The 24378-nt window shown below is 57.7% G+C and carries 25 protein-coding genes, 1 tRNA gene and 1 riboswitch; of the genes, 18 read left to right on the forward strand and 8 right to left on the reverse strand.

Annotated features, from left to right (window positions below):
- Positions 1-5: 5 nt before the first annotated feature.
- Positions 6-248, reverse strand: coding sequence for an accessory factor UbiK family protein (locus KI617_RS00280; RefSeq protein ID WP_226449573.1), 243 nt, complete (start codon positions 246-248; stop codon positions 6-8).
- 238 nt (positions 249-486) lie between these two features.
- Between KI617_RS00280 and KI617_RS00285 the strand changes: the two genes are divergently transcribed.
- The 3 genes from KI617_RS00285 (at position 487) to KI617_RS00295 (ending at position 3200) form a co-directional block, all read left to right on the forward strand.
- Positions 487-1263, forward strand: a complete 777-nt coding sequence (locus tag KI617_RS00285; protein WP_226449575.1) for a TorF family putative porin — start codon at positions 487-489, stop codon at positions 1261-1263.
- Positions 1264-1348: 85 nt separating this feature from the next.
- A complete protein-coding gene (gene glnK / locus KI617_RS00290) occupies positions 1349-1687 on the forward strand; it encodes a P-II family nitrogen regulator (RefSeq protein WP_027456934.1) in 339 nt (112 codons plus the stop codon).
- Between the two features lie 10 nt (positions 1688-1697).
- A complete protein-coding gene (locus KI617_RS00295; protein WP_226449577.1) occupies positions 1698-3200 on the forward strand; it encodes an ammonium transporter in 1503 nt (500 codons plus the stop codon).
- Between the two features lie 112 nt (positions 3201-3312).
- Here the strand turns inward: KI617_RS00295 and KI617_RS00300 are convergent, their stop codons facing one another.
- The 3 genes from KI617_RS00300 to thrH are packed head-to-tail and all read right to left on the reverse strand — an operon-like array spanning position 3313 to position 5392.
- Positions 3313-3855, reverse strand: coding sequence for a hydrolase (locus KI617_RS00300; protein WP_226449579.1), 543 nt, complete (start codon positions 3853-3855; stop codon positions 3313-3315).
- The gene (purU, locus tag KI617_RS00305; RefSeq protein ID WP_226449581.1) at positions 3855-4718 is read right to left on the reverse strand and encodes a formyltetrahydrofolate deformylase; all 864 of its coding nucleotides are present in this window, start codon (positions 4716-4718) and stop codon (positions 3855-3857) included. The genes KI617_RS00300 and purU overlap by 1 nt, the downstream gene beginning before the upstream one ends.
- A gap of 59 nt (positions 4719-4777) precedes the next feature.
- Positions 4778-5392 (reverse strand): bifunctional phosphoserine phosphatase/homoserine phosphotransferase ThrH, encoded by a 615-nt coding sequence (gene thrH / locus KI617_RS00310; protein WP_226449583.1) that lies wholly within the window; start codon positions 5390-5392, stop codon positions 4778-4780.
- 432 nt (positions 5393-5824) lie between these two features.
- On the opposite strand from thrH, the gene KI617_RS00315 reads away from it, so the two are divergent.
- Complete coding sequence (locus tag KI617_RS00315) at positions 5825-6139, forward strand: DUF883 family protein (RefSeq protein ID WP_226449584.1); 315 nt, start codon at positions 5825-5827, stop codon at positions 6137-6139.
- A 164-nt stretch (positions 6140-6303) separates the two neighbouring features.
- Here KI617_RS00315 and KI617_RS00320 read toward each other — a convergent pair whose 3' ends face one another.
- Positions 6304-8211: an ATP-binding cassette domain-containing protein gene (locus KI617_RS00320; protein WP_226449586.1), complete on the reverse strand. Its 1908-nt coding sequence runs from the start codon at positions 8209-8211 to the stop codon at positions 6304-6306.
- A 179-nt stretch (positions 8212-8390) separates the two neighbouring features.
- On the opposite strand from KI617_RS00320, the gene KI617_RS00325 reads away from it, so the two are divergent.
- The 3 genes from KI617_RS00325 to KI617_RS00335 are packed head-to-tail and all read left to right on the forward strand — an operon-like array spanning position 8391 to position 11396.
- On the forward strand, positions 8391-9596 hold the full coding sequence (locus KI617_RS00325; protein ID WP_226449588.1) for an HD-GYP domain-containing protein: 1206 nt from the start codon (positions 8391-8393) through the stop codon (positions 9594-9596).
- Complete coding sequence (locus KI617_RS00330) at positions 9560-10168, forward strand: hypothetical protein (protein ID WP_226449590.1); 609 nt, start codon at positions 9560-9562, stop codon at positions 10166-10168. Before KI617_RS00325 ends, KI617_RS00330 begins: the two co-directional genes overlap by 37 nt.
- A gap of 13 nt (positions 10169-10181) precedes the next feature.
- Positions 10182-11396 (forward strand): HD-GYP domain-containing protein, encoded by a 1215-nt coding sequence (locus KI617_RS00335; protein ID WP_226449592.1) that lies wholly within the window; start codon positions 10182-10184, stop codon positions 11394-11396.
- Here the strand turns inward: KI617_RS00335 and mutY are convergent.
- On the reverse strand, positions 11368-12405 hold the full coding sequence (gene mutY, locus KI617_RS00340) for an A/G-specific adenine glycosylase (RefSeq protein ID WP_226449594.1): 1038 nt from the start codon (positions 12403-12405) through the stop codon (positions 11368-11370). The two genes, KI617_RS00335 and mutY, sit on opposite strands and share 29 nt — an antisense overlap.
- A 64-nt stretch (positions 12406-12469) precedes the next feature.
- Here mutY and KI617_RS00345 point away from each other — a divergent pair, with 64 nt between their 5' ends.
- The 5 genes from KI617_RS00345 to KI617_RS00365 all read left to right on the forward strand — a co-directional run bounded on the left by KI617_RS00345 (position 12470) and on the right by KI617_RS00365 (position 15520).
- A complete protein-coding gene (locus KI617_RS00345; protein ID WP_226449596.1) occupies positions 12470-12970 on the forward strand; it encodes a flavin reductase family protein in 501 nt (166 codons plus the stop codon).
- Between the two features lie 42 nt (positions 12971-13012).
- Positions 13013-13086, forward strand: a tRNA-Gly gene (locus tag KI617_RS00350).
- A gap of 193 nt (positions 13087-13279) precedes the next feature.
- Positions 13280-14494, forward strand: a complete 1215-nt coding sequence (locus KI617_RS00355) for a tyrosine-type recombinase/integrase (RefSeq protein ID WP_226449598.1) — start codon at positions 13280-13282, stop codon at positions 14492-14494.
- 662 nt (positions 14495-15156) lie between these two features.
- Positions 15157-15363, forward strand: a complete 207-nt coding sequence (locus KI617_RS00360) for a helix-turn-helix transcriptional regulator (protein WP_226449600.1) — start codon at positions 15157-15159, stop codon at positions 15361-15363.
- 10 nt (positions 15364-15373) lie between these two features.
- The gene (locus KI617_RS00365) at positions 15374-15520 is read left to right on the forward strand and encodes a hypothetical protein (RefSeq protein ID WP_226449601.1); all 147 of its coding nucleotides are present in this window, start codon (positions 15374-15376) and stop codon (positions 15518-15520) included.
- Positions 15521-16129: 609 nt separating this feature from the next.
- On the opposite strand, the gene KI617_RS00370 is transcribed toward KI617_RS00365, so the two are convergent.
- Together KI617_RS00370 and KI617_RS00375 are read right to left on the reverse strand one after the other, a co-directional pair.
- Positions 16130-16792, reverse strand: coding sequence for a hypothetical protein (locus KI617_RS00370; protein ID WP_226449603.1), 663 nt, complete (start codon positions 16790-16792; stop codon positions 16130-16132).
- Positions 16789-17190, reverse strand: coding sequence for a hypothetical protein (locus KI617_RS00375; protein WP_226449605.1), 402 nt, complete (start codon positions 17188-17190; stop codon positions 16789-16791). Before KI617_RS00375 ends, KI617_RS00370 begins: the two co-directional genes overlap by 4 nt.
- A gap of 144 nt (positions 17191-17334) precedes the next feature.
- Positions 17335-17412, reverse strand: a riboswitch (SAM riboswitch).
- Positions 17413-18065: 653 nt separating this feature from the next.
- On the opposite strand from KI617_RS00375, the gene KI617_RS20310 reads away from it, so the two are divergent.
- Genes KI617_RS20310 through darG form a run of 6 tightly spaced genes read left to right on the forward strand, consistent with a single transcriptional unit; the run spans position 18066 to position 24378 of the window.
- Positions 18066-19211 carry a type I restriction-modification system subunit M gene (locus KI617_RS20310; RefSeq protein WP_264180038.1) on the forward strand — a complete coding sequence of 382 codons (1146 nt, stop codon included), beginning with the start codon at positions 18066-18068 and terminating at the stop codon, positions 19209-19211.
- Entirely contained in the window at positions 19159-20838 is a 1680-nt protein-coding gene (locus KI617_RS20315) for an SAM-dependent methyltransferase (protein ID WP_264180039.1), read from the forward strand. The genes KI617_RS20310 and KI617_RS20315 overlap by 53 nt, the downstream gene beginning before the upstream one ends.
- Positions 20831-22078: a restriction endonuclease subunit S gene (locus KI617_RS00385; RefSeq protein ID WP_226449607.1), complete on the forward strand. Its 1248-nt coding sequence runs from the start codon at positions 20831-20833 to the stop codon at positions 22076-22078. Before KI617_RS20315 ends, KI617_RS00385 begins: the two co-directional genes overlap by 8 nt.
- A gap of 4 nt (positions 22079-22082) precedes the next feature.
- On the forward strand, positions 22083-22655 hold the full coding sequence (locus tag KI617_RS00390) for a DarT ssDNA thymidine ADP-ribosyltransferase family protein (protein WP_226449609.1): 573 nt from the start codon (positions 22083-22085) through the stop codon (positions 22653-22655).
- Complete coding sequence (darT, locus tag KI617_RS00395) at positions 22652-23296, forward strand: type II toxin-antitoxin system toxin DNA ADP-ribosyl transferase DarT (protein ID WP_226449611.1); 645 nt, start codon at positions 22652-22654, stop codon at positions 23294-23296. The genes KI617_RS00390 and darT overlap by 4 nt, the downstream gene beginning before the upstream one ends.
- On the forward strand, positions 23296-24378 hold the full coding sequence (gene darG, locus KI617_RS00400) for a type II toxin-antitoxin system antitoxin DNA ADP-ribosyl glycohydrolase DarG (protein WP_226449613.1): 1083 nt from the start codon (positions 23296-23298) through the stop codon (positions 24376-24378). Before darT ends, darG begins: the two co-directional genes overlap by 1 nt.

The raw sequence follows: 24378 nt of genomic DNA on the forward strand, positions 1-24378 counted from the left end.
TTGGGTTACTGGCCCGAGCGGGCCTTTTCCAGTGCGTCGACGCGGGCTTCCAGGGCCTGCAGCTTTTCGCGGGTGCGAGCGAGTACTTGCGCCTGAACGTCGAATTCTTCGCGCGTCACCAGATCGAGCTTGGCGAAAAGGCCGCCCATCATGGCCTTGGCATTTTTTTCGATGTCCTTGGCCGGTGAGTTGGCAAACAGGGCGCTCATCTTGGCGCCGAATTCTTCCAGTGTCTTGGGGTCTAGCATGGGGTTCCTCCGTGACTTTTTAGTTTAACACAGGGCGATTTCCCGCCCTTTTGTATCATCGCTCGGCGATGGTGCGTAACCGTCTGTGACCGCACGGTTTTGGTGCGCCGAATTGGTGCATTACCTTTGGAATAGGCGTAAATCCTTTGATTAACATCAAGAAATAGCCCTGGCACGCCTTCTGCTATTGCTGTGTTGTAAATATTTTTCACTTGAAACCTTCTGTTGGAGAGAAACCATGAAGAAATCACTGATCGCCCTAGCCCTCGTCGGCGCCTTTGCTACCCCCGTTATTGCTGAAGAAGCTGCCGCTCCGGCTCCCGCGCTGACCGGCAACATCGGCGTCGTTAGCGACTACATCTTCCGCGGCATCAGCCAAACCCAAGGTCACCCGGCTCTGCAGGGCGGTTTTGACTACAACCACGCCAGTGGCTTGTATGTCGGTGTTTGGGGTTCCAATGTTTCTTGGGTTCAGGTTGGCGGCTACAAGGAAAACAGCAGTTTGGAAGCTGACTTCTACGGTGGCTTCAAGGGCGGTTTTGCTGGCGATTTCAGCTACGACCTCGGCGTGATCAAGTACTACTACCCGGGTACCTCCAAGGGCGGTGTGACGCCGGACACGATGGAAGCTTATGCCGCAATCGGCTGGAAGTTCATCACCCTTAAGTACAGCCATACGATTTCCCAGTACATGGTTGGCTGGTCTGGTCCCAATGGTGAAAACACCCGTGGTTCTAACTATATCGATCTGTCGGCAAACTACGACTTGGGCAATGGCTGGGGCGTTCAAGCCCACGTCGGTCACCAGAAGATCAAGAACTTCAGCGACGCCTCCTACACCGACTGGAAGCTGGGTGTGACGAAGGATGTTGGCTTTGGCGTGGTTGGTCTGGCTTACACCGATACCAATGCCAACACCTGTGGCGATGCCGTGCCTGCTTACTGCTGGAATGCAAACAGTCCTAAGAACGTTGCCAAGGGTACCGCACTGGTTTCCTTCACCAAGACTTTCTAAACAAACCTAAAACTTCCCCCGCCAGTGCACCGGCCGGCGCCAGCGGGGGAAAACAGATTTCAACCTAATTGGGGAACTACTGATCATGAAATTCGTTACCGCCATCATCAAGCCGTTCAAGCTTGACGAAGTGCGTGAGGCGCTGTCCGCCATTGGCGTGCAAGGCATCACGGTCACTGAAGTGAAGGGTTTCGGCCGGCAGAAAGGGCATACCGAGTTGTATCGCGGCGCCGAATATGTCGTCGATTTCCTGCCCAAGGTGAAGATCGAAGCGGCCGTCAAGGACGAGCAGCTCGATCAGGTCATCGAAGCCATCGAAAAGTCGGCATCCACCGGCAAGATCGGCGACGGCAAGATCTTCGTTTTCGACGTCGAGCAAGTCATTCGTATCCGGACCGGTGAAACCGGTACCGATGCCCTCTAAGGAGCGACCCATGAAACGCTTATTCGCATTGCTGGCCTTGGTCGGTGCCGTAGGTTTCGGCGCTCCGGCCTGGGCTGAAGAAAAGGCTGCGGCACCTGAGGCTGCCGTCGCCACGATGCCGGCTGCTGCGCCGGTTGTGGCGGCGCCTGCTGCCGCACCTGCCGCTGCCGAAGCCGCCGCTCCGGCACCTGCTGCTGCTCCGGTTCCGCCGAACAAGGGTGACAACGCCTGGGTCATGATCAGCGCCGCGCTGGTCATCCTGATGTCCATCCCCGGCCTGGCGCTGTTCTACGGCGGTCTGGTCCGCACCAAGAACATGTTGTCGGTGCTGATGCAGGTTTTCGTGACCTTCTCGCTGATCTCGGTTCTCTGGGTGGTTTATGGCTATTCAGCGGCCTTCACCGAGGGCAACCAGTTCTTCGGCGTGCTCGACAAGATGTTCCTGAAGGGCGTCACAGTTGAATCCGTGGTTGCCACCTTCAGCAAGGGCGTCAATATTTCCGAACTGGCCTACGTGATCTTCCAGGGCGCTTTTGCGGCCATCACCTGCGGCCTGATCGTCGGTGCCTTCGCTGAGCGTGCCAAGTTCGCCGCCATCCTGGTCTTCATGGTTATCTGGTTCACGCTGTCCTACATCCCGATGGCGCACATGGTCTGGTACTGGGCGGGTCCGGATGCCTACATCGACGCTGCCGCTGGCGAAGCTGCCGGCAAGACGGCTGGCTTCCTGTTCCAGAAGGGTGCTCTCGATTTCGCAGGCGGTACCGTGGTGCACATCAACGCCGCCATCGCCGGTCTGGTCGGTGCCTACATGGTCGGCAAGCGTACCGGTCTGGGCAACGTCGCCATGGCGCCGCACTCTCTGACCTTCACGATGATCGGTGCTTCCCTGCTGTGGTTCGGCTGGTTCGGCTTCAACGCCGGTTCCGCGCTCGAAGCCTCCGGCGGTGCCGCGTTGGCCATGGTCAACACCTGGATTGCGACGGCTTGCGCCGCACTGTCCTGGATGTTCGCTGAATGGATCCTGAAGGGTAAGCCTTCCATGCTGGGTGCTGCTTCCGGTGCGGTTGCCGGCCTGGTGGCGATCACCCCGGCGGCCGGCTTCGTCGGCGTCATGGGTGCCATCGTGATCGGCCTGCTGGCTGGCGTGGTCTGCCTGTGGGGTGTCAATGGCCTGAAGAAGATGCTTGGTGCTGATGACTCCCTCGACGTCTTCGGTGTCCATGGCGTCGGCGGCATTCTCGGTGCCCTGCTCACCGGTGTCTTCGCTGACCCGGCACTGGGCGGCACGGGTGTCTATGACTACGTGGCCAACGCTGTCGGTGCCTACGACATGACCGCTCAGGTTATCGCTCAGGCTTGGGGTGTCGGTACCGTGATCGTCTGGTCCGGTGTCGTCTCCATCGTCGCCTACAAGCTGGTGGATATCGTGATCGGTCTGCGTGTGCCGGAAGAAGAAGAGCGTGAAGGCCTCGACCTCACCTCGCACGGCGAAACCGCCTACCACCACTAAGCAAAAGTCCTTAGTCTCTCTCCCTTCGGGCACCTTCGGGTGCCCGTTTTTTTGGGGAGATGCATTTGATTTCGGCTGTTTTTTGGGGGCGCCTGCCCGAGGGCGGAAGCGCTTACTTGATAAGCGGGAGCAAGGTGCGGAACTCGCTCGTTCCGGCCTGATGCAGCCACTCGAAAAGGACCATTTCGGTGGTGGCGATGCGGATGCCGCCTGCCCGCATCCGCTCAATGGCCGCGCTGCGGTTTTCCGGGGTACGCGACGCAGCTGCGTCAGCAACCAGATAGACCTCAAAACCGGCGGCCTGCAGGCCGAAAGCTGTTTGCAGCACGCAGACGTGGGTTTCGGTACCCGTCAGGATGACCTGTGGCCGCTTGGCGGCACGCAACAGATCGACGACGCCGGGTTCGGCCGCGCAGGAAAAGTGCGTTTTATCGAAGAATTTGGCGTTCACTGCCGCATCGCGGATTGCCTGGACGCTGGGGCCTAGACCCTTGACGTATTGCTCGGAAACGAAGGCTGGAATGTCCAGCAGGTGGGCGCCTTCGAGCAGGCGAGCCGAGTTGGCGGTAACGCGCTCGCTGTCGTGAATCGCCGGTGCCAGCTTTTCCTGGATATCGACGACCAGCAACAGCGAATCGTGGCGCCGAATCAGCATTAGCGGAAGACGACGGTCTTGTTGCCATGCACCAGCACCCGGTCTTCCAGGTGATAGCGCAGGCCGCGAGCGAGAACGGTCTTCTCGATGTCCTTGCCGTAACGGACCATGTCTTCCGGCGAGTCGGAGTGATCAATGCGGATCACGTCCTGCTCGATGATCGGGCCGGCGTCGAGTTCGCTCGTCACGTAGTGGCAGGTCGCCCCGATCAGCTTGACGCCGCGCGTGTAGGCCTGGTGATAAGGCTTGGCGCCGGCGAAGCTGGGCAGGAAACTGTGGTGGATGTTGATGATCTTGCCGGCCAGCGCATCACACAATTCGGGCGACAAGACCTGCATGTAGCGGGCAAGAACCATCGAGTCGCCGCGCACGTCTTCAAAGATGCGCTGAATCTCGGCGTAGGCGGCCGCCTTGTTGTCGGCCGTCACTGGCACATGGTGGAAGGGGATGCCGTGCCATTCCACAAAGCCACGGAAAGTATCGTGGTTGGAAATGACGCAGGGGATCTCGATGTCGAGTTCCTTGGCCTGCCAGCGCGCCAGCAGGTCGTACAGACAGTGTTCCTGCTTGGAAACCAGCACGACAACGCGCTTCTTGACCGCGCTGTCGTTGATTTGCCAGGTCATCGCCAGCGGCTCCGCGACTTCCTTGCGGAAGCGTTCGCGGAACTCGGCGAGCAGGAAAGGCAGCGAATCAGCCTTGATTTCGATGCGCATGAAATAGCGACCGGTCAGCACGTCCGAATGGAAACTCGATTCGAGAATCCAGCCACCGTTGCCGGCGATGAAGCCGGAAACGCGGGCGATGATGCCCACCTGATCGGGGCAGGAGGCGGAGAGCGTGTAGAAGCGGTCGCGATACATTATTAGTCGTCAGTAGTTAGTCACTAGTCGTTAGAGCCGGTTCTGCTAACAGCTAATAACTAGCGACTAGCAGCCAGAAACGCCTTGTCGATTTCAGTACGCAGGTCGTCGTAATTCAGCACGACCGGGTACTGCGGGAATTCGCGGATGACGTTTTCCGGCGGGTGGAACAGGATGCCACCATGGGCTTCGCCGAGCATCGCCGTGTCGTTGTAAGAGTCACCGGCAGCCACGATCTTGAAATTCAGTTCCTTGAAGCGCTTGACCGCTTCGCGCTTCTGGTCCGGCATGCGCAGGTGGTAATTGACCAGCATGCCTTCGGCGTCGTCTTCCAGCGAGTGGCAGAACAGTGTCGGCCAACCCAGTTGGCGCATCAGCGGGTGAGCGAATTCGTAGAAAGTGTCGGACAGGATGACAACCTGGTAATCCTCGCGCAGCTTGTCGAGAAAGGCGCGGGCGCCGGGCATCGGGCCCATTTCGCCGATCACCTTCTGGATGTCCGGCAGGCCGAGCTTGTGCTGGCGCAGGATGTCGAGCCGGTAGGTCATCAGCTTGTCGTAGTCCGGCTCGTCGCGCGTCGTGCGCATCAGCTCGGGAATACCCGTGCGCTTGGAGAATTCGATCCAGATTTCGGGGACAAGCACCCCTTCAAGGTCAAGACAGACGATTTGCACGGTTGGCTCCAGCGGAGAGTTCAGGAAAACCGCGATTTTACCCGATGCAGGCTTTGTTTTTGGGCGGTTTTTCCGGCTGACCGTGGGATAGGACGTTGTTTTCCGCCATTAAGCGATGACATTGATTTCTTTTGAGCCAGCAAGAAAAAATAGGTCCGCCAACATTGGCCAAGATCGAATATCCGGACTAGGATGAATGCGTGAATTGAGTAGTTTCCAGGCAACCCATTCAGGAGAAAAGCTCATGGGCAGCAAAGACAAGAAGAAGGAATCAAAGGGTAAGAAACCGCAACCCAAACCGGCGATCCGATAGACCGAAAACATCAATTGGTGGGTTTGGGGCGTTGCTTGGCGCGTTGCGCCATGCTGACGCTGGATTGCCTGTTCGCCAGGCGCGCGGATTTGGCTACATGTAATTTGTCGAGGTGAAATATGTCCAATGTGACTGATCTGAACAACAACCAGAAAATTGTTGCCGACATGAAAGCGGTTGTTTCCGATGCCGAAGCTATCTTTCATGAGACGGCGGGCGTTGCTGGCGACAAGATGCTCGACGTGCGTCAGCGCATCAGCGAGCGTCTGGGCGCTGCCAAGGTGCGGGTTGCGAATGCCGAGGCTGCTGCTCTGGAAAAGAGCAAGGCAGCTGCGGCGGCCACCGATGCCTGTGTCCGGAAGAATCCGTGGCAATCGGTCGGGATTGCGGCCAGTGTCGGTTTGGTGCTCGGCATCCTGATCGGGCGTCGATAGGCCTGGCGGCCAGACGGAAGCGTCGCCAAGCGGCGATGCTTCCTGAAAATCCTAAACGCTTTTTCCAGGGCGCGATGCGTTGGTTTGATCGGCAATTGCGGCCAGGGCAGGCATGAGCGGGGTTATTCCTTCATCCCGGTAGGCTGGGGTTATTCCTGTCCCATTCAATCGGCTGAAGGCAAGGCCTCAAGCGCCTCATGCACTTCCAGCCAGCGCATTTCGGCTTCGTCGATCTGTTCGCCGAGTAGGCCGGCCTGCTTGTGCATTTCCTCGCTTTTTGCCCGGTCGACCGTGGCATAGAAATCCGGGTCGGCGAACTGCGTATCGAGCGCCGCCTTTTCCTCGTTCCACTTGGCCAGCTTGCGCTCTAGCTGCTCGATTTCCTTGACCAAAGGCCGCCGTTGGGCGAGCAAGGCCTGCCGGTTGGCCTTGGCATCGGCTCGTTGAGCCAGGCGCTCCGTCTTCTCGGCCAATACGTCCGGTTCCTGCGCCTTTTCGGCGCTGCGCTGGGCGGCGAGCCATGAGGCGTAGTCGTCGAGATCGCCCTCGAATTCGCTGACCTTGCCGTCCGCCACCAGTAGCAGTTCATCGGCGCAGGTGCGCAGCAAGTGGCGGTCGTGCGAGACGAAGACGACGCCGCCTTCGAAATCCTGCAGGGCGAAAGTCAGGGCTTCGCGCATTTCGAGGTCGAGGTGGTTGGTCGGCTCGTCGAGCAGCAGCAGGTTGGGCTTCGGGCGGATCATCAAGGCCAAGGCCAGGCGTGATTTCTCGCCGCCGGAGAAGGGTTCGATGGCTCGCGTGGCCATGTCGCCACGGAAATCAAAACCACCGATGTAGTCGCGCAGTTCCTGCTCGGTGGCCGTCGGGTCGAGGCGCACCAGATGTTGCAGCGGCGATTCGTCCGGGCGCAGTTGTTCGAGCTGGTGCTGGGCGAAGTAGCCGATGTTGAGGGCCTTGGCTTCCTTGCGCTCGCCGCCCTGCTGGGGAATCGAATTGGCCAGCAGCTTGATCAGCGTCGATTTGCCGGCGCCATTGCGGCCGAGCAGGCCGATGCGGCAGCCGGGGCGGAGCGTCATGGTGACGTGATCGATGATCTTGTGATCGGCGTAGCCGGCCGAGGCTTTTTCGATGGTCAGCAGCGGGTCGGGCAGGGCGGTCGGCTGGCGGAAGGCGAAGTGGAAGGGCGAATCGACGTGGGCGGCGGCGACCATTTCCATGCGTTCGAGCGTCTTGATCCGGCTCTGTGCCTGGCGGGCCTTGGTGGCCTTGGCTTTGAAGCGTTCGATGAAGCTCGACAGGTGGGCGATTTCGCGTTGCTGGGCTTCGTAGGATGACTGCTGGGTGGCGAGGCGGGCAGCGCGGGCGCGTTCGTAGTCGCTGTAGCCGCCGCTGGTCAGCGTCAGGCGCTGGAGGTCGATGGCGATGATCTGGCCGACGACGGCGTCGAGGAAGTCGCGGTCGTGGGAGATGAGAAGCAGCGTCGCCGGCGTGTTCTTGAGCCAGTTTTCGAGCCAGAAGACGGCGTCGAGGTCGAGGTGGTTGGTCGGCTCGTCGAGCAGCAGCAGATCGGCTCGGCAGGACAGGGCGCGGGCGAGGTTGAGGCGGACGCGCCAGCCGCCGGAGAATTCCGAAACCGAGCGCGCGAAATCGGCGTCGGTGAAGCCGAGGCCGTGCAGCACTTCGGCGACGCGAGCCTTGGCCGAATAGCCGCCGATTTCACCGTAGCGGGCGTGCAGGTGGCCGATGGCGACGCCATCGCCCTTCGTCTCAGCCTCGACCAGCTCACGCTCGATGCGGCGCAGTTCGACGTCGCCATCGAGCACGAAATCAAGGGCACTGTCGGGCAGGGCCGGCGTTTCCTGGGCAACGCGAGCGATGTGCCAGCTGGCCGGGATTTCAACGTTGCCCGATTCGGCGTGCAACTCGTTGGCGAGCAGCGCGAAGAGGCTGGATTTGCCGCAGCCGTTGGCGCCGACGACGCCGACTTTCCAGCCGGGGTGCAGTTGGACAGAGGCGTCGATGACCAGAGGGCGGCCGGCGCGGGCGAAGGTGACTTGGCGGAGGGCGATCATGAGGGGGTGGATTATAACGACCCCCCTGTCCGCAGGCGAAAGGCAACGCTGCCGGAAGCCTGTTCCGGTCTGCCTTGGATCAACCGGTGAAAATGGCCAAATCTACAATTGTTACAAACATTTAGCGCACATTTCCGGGAATTTGGCTACGGTTTGTCAACGCCTGCTAGAATTCCTCAATGATCAAGCAGATTCGCACCGAACAGCTCAAGCCGGGCATGTACATCCACGACCTCAATTGTGGCTGGCTGGATCATCCTTTCGTCTCCAATGCCTTCTTCGTCAAGGATGAGGCGACGGTCGACAAGATTGCCAATCTTGGCATCCGCGAGTTGTATATCGACACGGTCAAGGGGGCCGATGTCTGGGCGGCGCCGACGCAGTCCGAAGTCAATGCCGATCTTGAGCGCCGCTTGCAGGAAATCGCCCAGAAGCGTGCCGAAAAGCCTGTTGCCACCGAGCTGAAGGACGAAGCCGCGCGCGCCCGGCGCCTGCATGGCGAGGCCAACAAGATGGCCCGGCTGGTGCTCGACGACGTGCGTTTCGGCCAGAAAGTGCAGGTCGAGCGCCTCGAGCCGCTGGTCGATAGCATGGTCGAGTCGGTCTTCCGCCATCAGGATGCCCTGTTGCCGATGGCCCGCCTGAAGAATCTCGACGATTACACCTTCGAACATTCAGTCAGCGTCAGCACCCTGTTGATCGCCTTCGGCCGCACCCTGAAGCTGCCGAAGGAGACCATCAAGGAAATCGCCCTTGGCGGCCTGTTGCACGACATCGGCAAAGCCCATGTGCCGGACGCCATCCTCAACAAGCCGGCCAAGCTGACTGACGACGAGTTCGCCAAAATGAAGTCGCATGTTGCCGAGAGCCTGCGGCTGCTGGAGGATGTTCCCGGGATCAGCGAGGCGACCCGGCAGGTGGTGGCCGAGCACCACGAACGTTTCGATGGATCTGGCTACCCGAATCGTCTGCCGGGCAGTTCGATCTCGCTTTACGGGCAGATGGCGGCAATTGTCGATGTCTACGATGCGATCACCTCGGACAAGGTCTACAACCGCGGCATGCCGCCGACGCAGGCATTGAAGAAGCTGCTCGAGTGGAGCAAACACCATTTCGACCCGCAACTGGTGCAGACCTTCATCCGCGCCATCGGCATCTATCCGACCGGTACTTTGGTCAGGCTGGAAAGCAACCGCATGGGCGTGGTCGTCGAGCAGAACGAAGGGAACCTGCTCCAGCCGATGGTTCGCATTTTTTACCATGCCGCGCAGCAGCACTACATCCCGCCAGAGATCGTCGATCTCTCCAAGGTTCAGGACAAAGTCGCCAGTTTCGAGAATTACGACAAATGGAAAATCGATCCCTATCAGTGGTTGCCGGCCTGATCGCCCTGCTGGCGATGCCGCTTGCCGCATGCGCAGCGGAATCCGGGGCGGAGACCGATCAGCAGGCCTCCTGGCGGGAGCGTCTGGACAAGGCGGCCGCCTTGCAGAGCGAAAGCAAGTCGCTCAAGGAAGAAGGCCTCAAGCGGAAGGAGCAGCTGCACCTTGAGTGCGGGAAGAAATTTCTGGTCAATTCGTGTCGTATCGATGCCGACCGGGAGTATCTGAAAACCACCCACGAAGCCCGGCGCCTGGAGGCCGAGGGCAGGGCACTTGAGCGCGAGGTCAAGAAGGAGCAGCTAGCCGAGCGGGACAGGCAGCGCGCTGATGAGGCGCCTCGTCACGAGGCAGAGATGCAGGCGCGCCAGGCGGATATGGCGGCGAGCCGGCAGGCAGCCGAGCAAAAGATTGAAGCGGAGCGCGCCGACAAGGCCAGGAAGGCTGCCGAAGGCGAAAAGCGCAAGGCCGAACAGGCCGAGAAGTACCGCCAGAAGCAGGAAGCCCACGATGCCAAGGTGGCTGCCAAAAAGCTCGAAGCAGAGCGCCGGGCCGCCGAGGACGGGGTAAAGAAATAAGCGTGCTGGCGCCATGATCCGCAAACTCTCCATCGACCAGTTGCTGCCCGGCATGTATGTCGTGGATCTGCACAAGCGCTGGCTCGATCACTCGATCTGGATAAAACGCTTCAAGGTGCGCGACGAGGCGCATATCTGGAAGCTCAAGGAGCAGGGCATCACCGAAATCAGCATCGATACCCAGAAAGGGATCGATCTGCCGCCTTCGCCGATAGCCCGCATCAACGCAGTCGAGCAAAGATTCAAGTCGCTGGCCGAGATCAAGGCCGCCATGCCGCACACTGTTTCGCTGGGCGAGGAGCGGCGACGGGCCTTCCGACTCTTGACCGAGGCGAGTGGCACGGTAACTGGCTTGATGCTGGCCGCCAAGGCCGGCCTTAGTGTCGATGCCGCGCAGCTCGAACCGGTCGTCGGCAAGATGATGGAATCGGTAATCCGCAATCCCGATGCACTGGTTCCGCTGGCCCGCCTGAAACGCCAGGAAGCCTATGCGACCGAGCACGCCGTGGCGACGGCAGCGCTGATCATCGCCTTCGGCCGGCATCAGGGCATGTCCGAGCCGGAAATCGAGAAGCTGGCGCTCGGCACCATGGTCAAGGACATCGGCAACTCGGCCCTGGATGCCCGGCTGGTGAGCAAGCCCGGCATGCTGTCCAAGGCCGAATACTCCATCGTCCAGAGCCACGTTGAAGAAGGCTTGGCAGTCCTCGAGGCAACATCCCGGCTTTCGGAAATGTCGGTCGCTGTGGTTCTCGAACACCATGAGCGCTACAACGGTTGCGGTTATCCCTACCGGATGGCTGGCGACGAAATCTCGGTGGCCGGTCGCATGGCAGCCATTGTTGACACCTATGATGCGATGACCTCGGAGCGCCCCTACCGGGCGGCGATGTCGCCGTCGCATGCGCTGCGCCAGCTCTACGACGAAGGCGGCACGCAATACGACCCGGCCTTGGTCGCGGCTTTCGTCAAGACAGTCGGCATCTATCCGGTCGGCACCCTGGTCCTGCTCGAAAGCGGCCATCTCGCCGTGGTCGAGCAGTTGCATCCCGAAAACATGCTGACACCGCTGGTTCGCGTGATTTACCACGCCGGCCGCAAGCAATACGTCACGGTGCCCGTCGAGGTCGATCTGGCCCGCAAGATCGGCAACCACTACGGCCAGATCGTTCGCGCCGAAAACTACGAGACCTGGGGCATCAGCCCCTTGCGCTGGCAACCTGCCTGATCAGTTTCCGGATCGGCGTGGGTACGCCGGCGTCGGCAGCCTTATCGAGATCGATCCATTCGAGTCCGGCTTCACCCAAGTGAGCCAGCGGCTCAATCCGGCATAGCACCGGCTCCAGGGTCAGCTTGAAATGGGTAAAGGCGTGCTTCAATGCTGGCAGTGGCGACTGTTCGCCCAGTTGCAGGCCAAGGCGGGCGGCGACTTGATCCGGCTTACCTTCCGGCGGCACCAGCAGACCACCCCACAATCCGCTCGGCGGGCGGCGTTCGAGCAGCAGGCGTTGCCCGTCGCTGAGCAGCACGAAAGTCGCCGTTCGTTCCGGCACCTTGGCACGCGGTTTCGCCGTCGGCAGTTCAGCCTGCCGGCCATCGCGCCGCGCCACGCAGCCGCTAGCCACCGGGCACTCGAGGCAGCGCGGCTTGCTGCGGGTGCATAAGGTGGCGCCCAGGTCCATCAGGCCTTGTGTATAGACCTCGATATCCCCATCTGGCAGCAGGCTGCCCGCCAGCGTCCACAATTGGCGGTCCACCGCCGTGGCACCAGGGAAACCGTCGATACCGAATTGCCGGCACAGCACCCGCTTGACGTTGCCATCCAGAATCGCCGCCCGCCGCCCGAACGAGAAGGCGGCAATGGCCGCAGCGGTCGACCGCCCGATACCGGGCAACTCGGCCAATTGTTCCGGCGAATCTGGAAAACTGCCGCCATGGGCAGCGACCACCTGCTGGGCGCAGCGGTGCAGATTGCGCGCCCGGGCGTAATAGCCGAGGCCGGCCCAATGCTCGATCACTGTTTCGATCGGCGCCGCAGCCAGCGCCTGCACATCGGGAAAACTGCCCAGAAAGCGCAGGTAATAGGGCATCACCGTGCTGACCTGCGTCTGCTGCAGCATGATCTCGGAAAGCCAGATCCGGTAAGGGTCGCGCGTATTCTGCCAAGGCAGGTCGTGACGGCCGGCGACCTTCTGCCAGGCAATCAGTTGTTCGGTGAAGGGATTGGGGGCGGCCAAATTCTGCCTCGACGCAAGCTACGGGAGCACGGATAATACGGCCTTTTGACGCAAATCAAACTCGATGACCCAACCGCAACACGACAGCCGCGCCCTGCGCAATGCCCTCGGACGCTTCGCCACCGGCGTTGCCGTCGTCACGGCTACCGACCCGGATGGTCATCCGATCGGTCTGACCGTCAATTCCTTCTCGGCCGTCTCGCTGGAGCCGGCGCTGGTTCTCTGGTGTCTCGACAACAAGTCGCACAACCTCGAAGCCTTCCGTCGCGCCAGCCATCACGCCATCAATATCCTGTCCGTCGAGCAGCAGGACATCTCCAACCGCTTCGCCACCTGGCCGGCCGACCGTTTCGTCAGCCTGCCCTGGCAGCACGGCGCCGGCGGCGCCCCGGTCTTCCCCGGCTGCTGCGCCACCTTCGAAGTAGCTAACGAAACTGCCCACGCCGCAGGTGACCACACCCTGTTCATCGGTCGTGTCGAGCGCTTCGGTGAGCGCGTCGACCTCGCTCCGCTGCTTTTTCACGCCGGACGCTACGCCGCCCTGACCGCCGATCAGGAAGATTGAACCAGGCGCCTTCTGCGCTTAGAATGCAGCCTTTCGCCCAGAGCGGGCGTCGTATAATGGTAATACCCTAGCTTCCCAAGCTAGAGCCGTGGGTTCGATTCCCATCGCCCGCTCCAAAAAATTGTTTTTCGCAGTCCAAGACTGGCCAGAGGCCCGCTTAAATACTAGGGTTCTGGCCTTTTTTTCGTCCATGTTGGTCCAGTGAGAGCCATTGCCATCCTGCTTTTTTGAGGGGTAACATTCAGGGGTAACTGCTGGTTGAGGTGGGGTAACTCTCCCGAATGTATGCGACCGATGAAAGGCGCGGACATGCCACTGAACGATACTGCTATTCGTAATGCCAAGCCGGGCGAGAAGCCCGTCAAGATGTTTGATGAGCGCGGCCTATTCCTGATAGTTACCCCAGCCGGGGGTAAGTGGTGGCGATTGCGATACAAGTTCGCAGGCAAGGAAAAACTACTCTCTTTGGGCACCTACCCCGATGTTGGCTTGAAGGACGCAAGGGCTAAACGTGATGAAGCGCGTAAGCTACTGGCTCAGGAGATTGACCCGGGCGAACACCGAAAGACAACAAAGGCAGCCAAGGCCGAACGATCAGCTAACTCTTTCGAGGTGATCTGTCGTGAATGGCTGGATGCGCGCAAGGCGAATGTAGGCCTTCCCCAGCACACAAGGGCGCTGGCACGCATGGAAAACGATGTTTTCCCTTGGTTGGGGGCAAAGCCTATTGTCGAGATTACAGCGCCTGACGTTCTGAAGGTACTTCGCCGAATAGACGAACGAGGAGCTCGCTACTCGGCTCACCGCGTCCGTAGTGAAATAAGTCGGGCATTTCGCTATGCAATTGCCACGGGACGTGCCGAGCGTGATCCTTGTCCTGACCTTCAGGGAGCCATTCCGCCGGCCAAGGAAACACACTTCGCTGCACTCGTCACGCCTAAGGAGGCCGGGGAGTTGTTGCGAGCTATAGATGGCTTCAAGGGCACTTTTGTCGTTCTGAGTGCTCTTCGTCTAGCTCCGCTTCTGTTCGTTCGGCCGGGGGAGCTCAGAAAGGCGGAATGGGCCAGTATCGATTTTGATCGAGCCGACTGGCGTTATCTCGTGACCAAGACGAATACGGAGCACCTCGTACCGCTGGCTACCCAGGCACTAGAAATTCTTAAAGACTTGCATGCTCTGACCGGACATGGGCGCTACGTTTTTCCTGGGCGTGATCCGCAGAAACCCATGAGCGAGGCTGCCATCAATGCCGCTCTACGTCGCATGGGTTACGACACCAAGACGGAAATAACGGGGCATGGCTTCAGGGCGATGGCCCGGACAATCCTGCATGAGGAACTGCATCAGAAGCCGGAAGTAATCGAACATCAACTGGCGCACGCTGTTCCCGATGTACTTGGTGCTGCGTACAACCGCACTAAGTTTCTGAAGGAGCGCAAAGTCATGATGCAGCTATGGGCGGATTACTTGGGCAAGCTGAAGGCGGGAGCAGAGGTCATACCTCTACACGGGAGCGCAGCTTAACAAATTTACTGAGTTTCCCGGCCATAGTCAGGACAGACGAAAAGAATGCCTCTTCGCCGCTTGGATCGGTATTTGATAAAGGAGGGTGGGTGGTGCTATGAGCAAGAACTATTCAGCGGAACTGCGCGGTTTATCAGAGGCTGCAGAAGGTGGCGATAGCGGTGCAGGAGAGCGTTTACTTGCATTATTTGCTTCGTTGGCCGATGACTATCACGATCCACATCCAGAGTTGATAAGGCACCTTGCGAGATGTGTGCGCCGGTATGTAAATCTATCGGCAATAGAACGACGAGATGGCGGTCAGAGAGCTTTTTGTGTTCAGCGGTCTCGATGTCGCCCTGCTGCCGATAGGCCAGATGAGAGACATGTAAAGGCGCTAGTAGAGTTTTACGTAGCAAGGAGCCAAGGGGCTACGTTCGAGGAAGCGAAAGCTAGAGGCGCTGAAGTCGGGAATCTATCGAGTGAGCTTATGCACGACCTGACAAGGACGAAAAAAAAGACACGTCAAGCTTGGGCCGAAGAGTTTACTGGATTGCTCCATCTCTCAAAGGAGCAGAGAGCGGCGCTAGTTGGGGAGAAATAGTCACGATTTATTCACCCTGACATGTGGTGTTGGACGAGAGACGATTTCTCGGTCTTCTATCGGATTAGGACCGACGAAAATGCACCAACTCCCCGAAAGCGGCTTCCTTCGCCTGCCGCAAATTATTGGCGATGCAAAGCGCGGCATTCCCGCCGTTATCCCCGTCAGCAAATCGGCATGGTGGGGAGGCTGTAAGACTGGCCGCTATCCCAAGCCGGTGAAGCTCGGTCCCAGAACGACTGTCTGGAAAGTCGAAGATATTCTCGATCTCATTGCTAAGGCATAGGGGGCGAGCAATGTCTGACAGAAATTGGATGGAAGAACTGCTGGAGCTCGCCTATCGCTTTGAAAGCCTCGGTTTCGTACCCGATATTGGCGCCATAGATTTGTCCGAGCAATGGGCCCTTTATGTATTTCTTAAGCGCTTGTCGGTGAGCACCTGATGGCAAATAAGCGCCGGAAGAACGCAAGCATAAAACGAGATGGTGGGGCATTCCTTGCCTTACCCATGTCAGTACTGCAATCGAAAGCTTACGTGGAGGCAGATTCGTTTGCGCGGATGCTTCTCTTCGATCTGTTTGCCCAATATAACGGGATGAACAATGGTGATTTTTGCGCAGCATGGAAATTGATGAAGTATCGTGGCTGGCGTTCTGAGCAAACGTTGCATCGCGCAAAGCAAGATCTCCTTCGGCTGGGCTTGATCGTCGAGACTCGCAAAGGTGCAAGGCCAAATAAGGCGAGCCTCTACGCGGTAACGTGGTGTGCCTTGGATGATTGCGGTGGGAAGCTGGATATGTCACCACAGTCGTTTCCGAGAGGGGCATACAGACTCCAAGACCCTGCCCCAAGCATCGGGAAAAACGCAATGCTTACTACACCTCGTGGAGTAATGCTGGCTGTATAGCTACACCACCTGTGGTAGAGCGAACAGGGGTTACTGCATTACGTGTAGCTATGCGGCGGATTTCTAGCAACTTACCCCCACACCTCGTGTAGTGCTATATAGAAATACCATATGCCTCTTGCTCGATCTGAAGTAATTGGTTTGATCAAGAGATAGCGCGCAATTGCTCAGCGCTATTCCAGACTTCGTCAGCCCATTCGCTGGCCATCTCGATGCTGACCAAGCCTGCCTCGAAGAAAAGCTCCCAACGCTGCTGGTCATAGTCGATGTACTGATCGCACCAGTAGCCACCAATGACAAGCCCGGCGCCCTCAAGGGGCTCCTTGTCGCTACCGAAATAGCCGAGAGCAAGGTCACAGTAGCCGCCAACCTCGGGGGTATCACGGGAAGAAGTTACTAGCCACCGATCAACACCCGGCAGCCAAGTCAGGTAATAGGCTTCCGGCCAACTGATACCGGGAGCGGTCATGGCCCAGTCGATGGTGAAGAGATGGCGCGACATCACCTCGACTTGCCGGCTGGGTGCATTTGTTATGTCGCGGCCGAACTCGATGCTGTTCGGGCCGCAGATGGCGAACTGGGGCAGTGACTTTTGTACCCGGGCCAGAGCGATTCGCGCCACAGCGTTGGCAATCGCCTTGTCTTGATCACTGCCATCCCACGCGTCAGGTTCGAGCTTGATGCATTGGGGGTGTTGCGGATCGACTTCCCACCAGTCAAGCTCGTCGTCAAGGTTGGGGATGCAGCGCCCGAAGTACTCGGCAAGGATGGCCTGCTCGATGGGGGCGTACATGGATAGTTGGCTCATGATGCCTCCTTTTCGATGCGGTCGACCTCAAGCAGTAAAGCGCGCAATTTGGAATCAGGCTCGAGGGATGCCCAGTCAATCTGTTCCGGGGTTGCGGGATGTGCAATGAACTCATCCAGTTCGGAAAAGCCCTTGTACCCGTTACCCAAGGCGATACAGTCTTCGCCGAACATGAACCAAGCACTCCGGAGCGCGGCAGCATCTGAAGCACCGGGGCGGGATTCTTCGACGGAACTGCGGGTCCGACGCCGGGCGTATTCGATGGCATCTTCGGGCGTGAGGAAACCCGTGACGAGTCGTTCACCCTCCTCGGGGTCCATGTAGTGAAACATATCGATCACCAAGACGGACCATGTGCTGTCGGTCGGCTTTTCTTGGGAGTTCATGGCTTCAGACATGATTCATTCTCCTGTTTAGCCGCAGTGTCGAGGTGACGGGGCGGCAAGTTGGACTAAATCTCCCCGATCCGTTTTCCCGAAGGGCGGTGGATCGCACCGCGTTAACAACTGCACTTAAAAACAAAAGCCCGTTCAGCTTGGCAGCGGGAACGGGCATCTACCGCTTTAGCTGCATTTTTAACGCGCCCGCAAGCTGAAACTCAAATCGGCGCGGCTTCATCTTAGATCTGCTGCGGAGCGCTGTCAAAGCATCGTGTTAGTTGGTTCCTCAATCACGTTGTATCCGGCTCACAGATGGCGAGTAAGTGGCCGTTTGCCCTTGATGTATTCGGTTGATCAGAAAAGGACCAGTTTTCGATACTGAACCGAACCAATATCCGGTACTCGGCGAACCATAGGGAGAACGGCAGACGAACTGCTTGTTACCGAAAATTTCCCGATCAGCGGCTGCCCAAAATGGTCTTCGTAGGCTGGATGTTGTTACGGTACCTATATTTTCTGGATCGCCTTACTTGTGACAAGTATCGAGTTTGGTATGGGGTTCCCTGAATTGACGTTCAGTTATCCAATCCGCTCGATGATGAATGTGGGTGCAGTGAGCCTCATTGTGGTTGTATCGGGCTGATACAATCGTCCGCATTTTGGTGTTTCCTAAGTCATCCAGCATGAAGCCTGAAGACCATGACAGAACTCACTGTACTGTCAGGAAGGCAGGGGCAGATCTGCTTCCCCTTACTGAGAATGATGTAGGGGGGCGTTCTGGTGACGATGACGAAGAATGCCACGCAAAACCGTCCAATCGCCTTGGCGACTGAATTCCTTGTAGTACTGGATTGAGCCGCTGAGATAACAAGAACAAAGGAACTGACTGAACAATGCCGTCTGCCAAACTCACACTCGCCCGCCTGGAAAGCTTGCTGCTCACAGCATGTGACGACCTGCGCGGAAATATGGATGCTAGTGAGTACAAGGAATACATTTTCGGCATGCTGTTCTTGAAGCGTGCTAGCGATTTGTTCGATCAGCGTCGGGAAGAGATCAAGAAGGAAGGCAAGGCTGCAGGTCTGTCGGATGCCGACATTGCCATCAACCTTGAAGATCCAGATCAGTACTCGGGCAAATACTTCTACGTACCTCCGCGCGCCCGCTGGAGCGACCCGTGGGTGGACGATGCGGGCAATGCGCAGCCAGCGCTAAAACACGTGAAGGAAAACGTCGGTTCAACGCTCAACAAGGCGCTGGAAGCCCTAGAAGAAGAAAACGCTGACGCCCTGCAAGACGTGCTCAAGGGCACGATCAACTTCAACCGCAAGATTGGCCAGAACACCCTGGATGACGACACCCTGGTCGATTTCATCCAGAACTTCGAGAAGATCCCGCTGCGGGACGATGATTTCGAATTCCCCGACCTGCTCGGTGCCGCCTACGAATGGCTGATCAAGCACTTCGCGGATTCGGCGGGCAAGAAGGCCGGTGAGTTCTATACCCCAGCCGAGGTGGTGCGCATCTGTGTCGAAATTTGCGACCCCAAAGAAGGCATGAGCGTGTACGACCCAACGGTTGGGTCGGGTGGCATGTTGATCCAGGCACGTGACTACCTGCGCGAATGCGGGGCTGACGCGGCAGAGTTGTCCCTCAACGGGCAAGAAAAGATGGGCACCACCTGGTCTATCTGCAAGATGAACATGCTGCTGCATGGAATCTCGCATGCCGACATCCGCAACGCCGACACTCTGGCCGATCCGCAGCACAAGGACGAAAGTAACGAGCTTCGCCGCTTTGACCGTGTGCTCGCCAATCCTCCCTTTAGCCAGAACTACGCAAAAACCAAATCCAAGGACGACGGCAGCGGTGCCAAGAAGAAGGAGCCCATCGCGTACCCTGGTCGCTTCCACGTCTGGATGCCGGAAAAGGGTAAAAAGGCCGACCTGATGTTCGTGCAGCACATGCTGGCCGTGCTCAAGAGCAATGGCCGCATGGCTACCGTCATGCCCCCACGGCGTGCTGTTCCGGGGCGGTGAAGAGCGTGAGGCGCGCCAGTACTTCATCGACCGGGGTTACCTCGAAGCCGTCATCGGCCTGCCTAGCAATCTGTTCTACGGTACGGGCATCCCGGCCTGCATCCTGGTGCTGAACAAGGATGGCGCAGCCCAGCGCGACCACGTGCTGTTCATCAATGCTGACCGCGAATACCGTGAAGGCAAGGCACAGAACCATCTTCGTCCGGAAGACAACGACAAGATCGTGCACGCTTACCGCGCTGGACAGAACATCGACGGCTACGCCAAGCGTGTGCCGGTGGCCGACATCAAGGCAGAAGACTACAACTGCAACATTCGCCGCTATGTGGACAATGCACCGCCGCCGGAACCGCATGATGTACGCGCCCATCTGCACGGCGGCGTACCGGTCAGCGAGATCGATTCACTGGGCCACTTCTGGCAAAACTACGTGAGTCTGCGCGAAAGCATCTTCGTGCCCCGTGCCACGGCAGGCCACGGCATCTGGTATGCAGACTTTGCTGCCAACTTGGCCGACAAGCGCGACATTGCCCAGCACATCAATGGACATGCCGTTGTCATCCAATGTCACGACCAATTCATGACCTATCTGGCCGATTGGTGGCAGCAGCACTTGCCTGTCACAGAGGCTCTGGCCCCGGATGCGGACAACCAGCACGCCACAGGCCGCAACGTCTATGCCGTGCGTGCCACGCTGCTGGACAGCATCGAGCGCACGTTTGCCGGCCAGCATCTGCTCAACCGTTATCAGGTACGTGGCGCATTTGCCAACTACTACAAAGGGCTCGTGTCCGACTTCAAATCCATCGCGGCCTGTGGTTGGGGGCCGGAGTTGATTCCGGATGAAGACATCCTGCAAAGCCAGTTCCCCGAGGTACTGGTAGAACTGGAGCAACAGCACGCTCGCTTGGCCGAGCTGCAAGCCCTGTTCGCCGCCGCCGGTGAAGAGGATTTCGAGGACAGCGACGACACCGGCGTGCTGCCTGCCAATGAGGTGAAAACCCTCAAGGACGAACTCAAGGAAGCCAATGCGGAGTGGAAGGATCAGCTCAAGATGTTGAAGGGTGCAGCTGGTGACCTCTTCACTGAAATCAAGGTGGCTGGACTGTTACCGAAGGGTGCAAAAAAGGGCTTTTATTGCACCGAAGGCTATGCCCAAGGCGAAGCAGAATTCGGCAACGGCCAGCGCGTGCTGGATCTCGCCGCTTCGGTAGAGCACACCTCCACTTTCACTTCAGTGATCGAAGCCGCCATGACTGCAGGCCAGCAGGGCGAGGCCACTGCCGAACGTATCGAAGTCAAGCTGACCACGCACAAGGCACTGGAAGACGAAGCCAAGTCCCTGAAAGCCGCCATCAAGTCCACCGAGGCGAAGAAGGATGAGCTGGTGGAGCAGGCACGCCTGAAGATCAGTAAGGACGAAGCACGGCAGGTCATCGTCGAACGCCTAGGCAAACTGCTTTTTGAGAGCTATCGGCAGTACCTGCGTGCGGATCAACGCGCCTGCATCGCGGCGCTTGAAAGCCTGTGGGGTAAGTACGCCATTACAGTCAAACAGGTAGAGGCTGAGCGTAATGAGGCAGCCAAGGCGCTGCAGAACTTCCTGATGGAGTTGGGGTATGAGTGAACTTGCTTTCGCTCCTTTGGCCCACTTCGCCGACGTTGTGATGGGGCAATCGCCCGGCGCCGACCTTTGTAATACCGATGAACGGGGCCTGCCTTTTCTTCAAGGCTGTGCTGAGTTTGGTGCGCGCCACCCCCACTCCGATATTTATTGCTCGCCACCTTTGCGGGTCGCCAAAGCTGGTTCGGTGCTGATTAGCGTGCGAGCACCAGTCGGCACGATGAACTACGCCGACCAAGACTATTGCATTGGCCGGGGCTTGGGCGCATTCAAGGCCAAGTCTGGCGTATCGAACACGGTCTTTCTTAAGCACGCAGTTGAACTGAACGCGGCCTATCTTCACCGCCGCAGTCAAGGATCAACCTTTGCTGCAGTCTCGATCGATGATGTAAAAACGGTACCTATCCCCGTTTTCAAATCCGAGAAGCAGGAAAAGATTGCCAACATACTCACTGGCATTGATAGCGCCATCGAAAAAACCGATGCCCTGATCGCCAAATATCAGCAGATCAAGGCCGGTCTAATGCACGACCTGTTCACCCGTGGCGTGCTGCCCAACGGCCAACTGCGCCCACCGCGCGAACAGGCCCCGGAGCTGTATCAGGAAACGGCGTTTGGGTGGATTCCGAGGGAGTGGCAATACGAATTGCTGGACAAGCTCGCATTGCGTGGCAGTGGTCACACGCCGAACAAGAATTTCCCTGAGTACTGGAATGGGGGGATTAAATGGGTTTCTCTGGCCGACTCCCATCGCCTTGATCAGCTTTACATCTCTGATACTGAATTCCAGATCAGCCACAAAGGCATCCAGAATTCCTCCGCTGTTTTGCATCCAGCTGGTATTGTTGTTTTGTCTCGTGATGCCGGTGTCGGCAAAAGCGCGATCACCACAGAACCCATGGCCGTTAGCCAGCACTTCATGTGCTGGAAGTGTGATCAAAAGATCGATAACCACTTCCTGTACTACTGGCTGCAGTTCAATAAGCGGACATTCGAAAACATTGCGATGGGCAGCACTATCCTTACGATCGGGTTGCCATACTTCAAAAAAATGAAGATCGCGTGTCCGGTTGACTTGGTCGAGCAGCGCAAAATTGCAGCCAAAATGAAGGCTAACGATACGCGCTTATTTACTTTGCAAGATGAGCTCTCGAAGCTGAAACAACAGAAAGCTGGCCTGATGCACGACCTGCTTACTGGCAAGGTGGCGGTCAAATTTGCAGATGCAACATTGGCGGTTTAAGAGAATGGCCGACATCGAATCCCAAAAATTGCTCTATCACCTGACACCTTTGAAGAATCTGTATGGGATATTGAAAAGTGGGCTCATGCCGCGTGCAGAACTGGCCGACTTTGAAGATATCGGTGATAGCGAGATTTTGCGCAAACGGCGCACACTGGGCCTCGAAAACTATGTGCCTTTTCATTGGTTTGCACGTAATCCTTTTGATGGTGGCGTACAGAAGGCTAGGCCAAGCGATTACTTCATTATCTTTGCGGTCTGGCGGTCTTTGGCGAGAGATCAGGGCTGGAAAGTAATTCCACGCCACCCATTGGCGAATGACGATATTGAATTGCTGGAATACGATGAGGGTTTTGCGGCCATTGACTGGGCCTCGATGAATCAGCGCGAGTACCATAACGCCTACTGCAAAAGCGTTTGTATGGCCGAATGTCTATCGCCAAAGCCAGTACCGATGGCCAATATCTTCAAGATTTTTGTGCCGGATGCCAAGGTGGAAAAGTTTGTGATGTCTTTGCTGGCTAAACGAGGCTTACAGGTTGGCATTGCCGTAAATAGGGCGATGTTCTTGAAATGATTTACAAAAATCTGAATCCGGAAAAAGCCCTGATCTGGCGCATCGTCCACCGCGATAACCTGCCGTGGATTCTGGACAATGGTTTGCACTGCCGGAATTCACAGTTTCAGGATCCGAATTTTGTGAATATCGGCAATCCGGAGTTGATCGACAAGCGGGCGCACCGCGGTGTGCCCATTACTCCAGGTGGCACTCTCAGCGACTATGTCCCGTTCTACTTCACGCCGTTTTCGGTGATGATGAAGAATATTCACTCTGGCTGGGGAGGAATACGTCAGCGCAGCAATGCAGAGATCGTTATTCTCGTTTCCAGCCTGCGCCGGGTGCAGGAACAAGGGATTCCTTTCTTGTTTACCAATGGCCACGCATATCCGCCAGACACCCGGTTTTTCAATGACTTGAGTGATCTTTCTGTAATTGATTGGGGTATCCTTCAAAAACGCGATTTCAAACGTGATCTGGATGACCCGAAAAAGCTGGAACGCTATCAGGCGGAAGCCTTGATTCACCAGCACCTGCCAGTCTCTGGCTTGGTGGGCGCAGTCTGCTATACCGAAGCGATCAAGTCGGATATTGAGCAACAGATTCTTGCGCGCGGCCTGTCATTGCAGGTCGTTGCCCGTACCGAGTGGTATTTTTGATGATACGTTTTACACAAGGCAACCTTCTTGAATCCCAGGCTGAAGCACTGGTAAATACCGTCAACACCGTTGGTGTGATGGGGAAGGGGATCGCCCTGATGTTCAAGGAGCGGTTTTCCGCGAATTTCCTGGCTTATGCTGCTGCCTGCAAAGCCAAACAGGTGCAGACCGGCAAAATGTTTGTCACGGAAGTTCATGAACTGGGAGGTCCGCGCTGGATCGTCAACTTTCCAACCAAAAGGCACTGGAAGGCCCCGTCGGAACTGGTCTGGGTGAAGGATGGCTTACAGGACTTGCGTCGTTTCCTTCTCGAGAAGAAGGTGAAATCCATCGCTATTCCACCGTTGGGGGCTGGCAATGGCGGCTTGGAGTGGCCTGAAGTGCGCGAGCAGATCAAGCTTGCGCTGGAGGATCTGGACGTCGAGATTCTGGTCTTTGAGCCAACTTCGCAGTATCAAAACGTGGCCAAGCGCAGTGGTACCGAGAAGCTCACCCCAGCGCGTGCACTGATTGCTGAGTTGGTGCGCCGTTACTGGGTGCTTGGGATGGAGTGTAGCCTGCTGGAAATTCAGAAACTGGCTTGGTTTATGGAGCGAGCGATTGAACGCTTCTCGCTGGAAAATAACCCGCTGAAATTGGAATTCAAAGCACATATCTATGGGCCGTTTACGCCCAAGCTAAATTTTGTTCTCGACAATTTGGATGGCAGTTATCTGCACTGCGACAAGCGTATCAGTGATGCGAGTCCGCTCGACGTAATCTGGTTTGATGACTCGCGCAAGGATCTGGTCCAGGCCTACTTGAAGACTGAAGCTAGGCAATATTCCGAAGCACTGGAATACGTTGGCGAGTTAATCGACGGTTTTGAGTCGCCTTTTGGCATGGAGTTACTGGCCACCGTGGATTGGCTGTTAACGCGAGAAAACGCCGAGCCTACGGTTACGGGCATTCGTCAGGCACTTGGTGCTTGGCCAGCGGGTGCGGCTGCGGCTGCACGCAAGTTGCGTCTGTTCGATGAGCGATCAGTTGGATTTGCATTGGAGCGCCTGACAAAAGCGCAACCAGTTCCGCTTGCGGCCTGA

The organism is Ferribacterium limneticum (assembly GCF_020510625.1).
GTDB classification, from domain to species: Bacteria; Pseudomonadota; Gammaproteobacteria; order Burkholderiales; family Rhodocyclaceae; genus Azonexus; species Azonexus limneticus_A.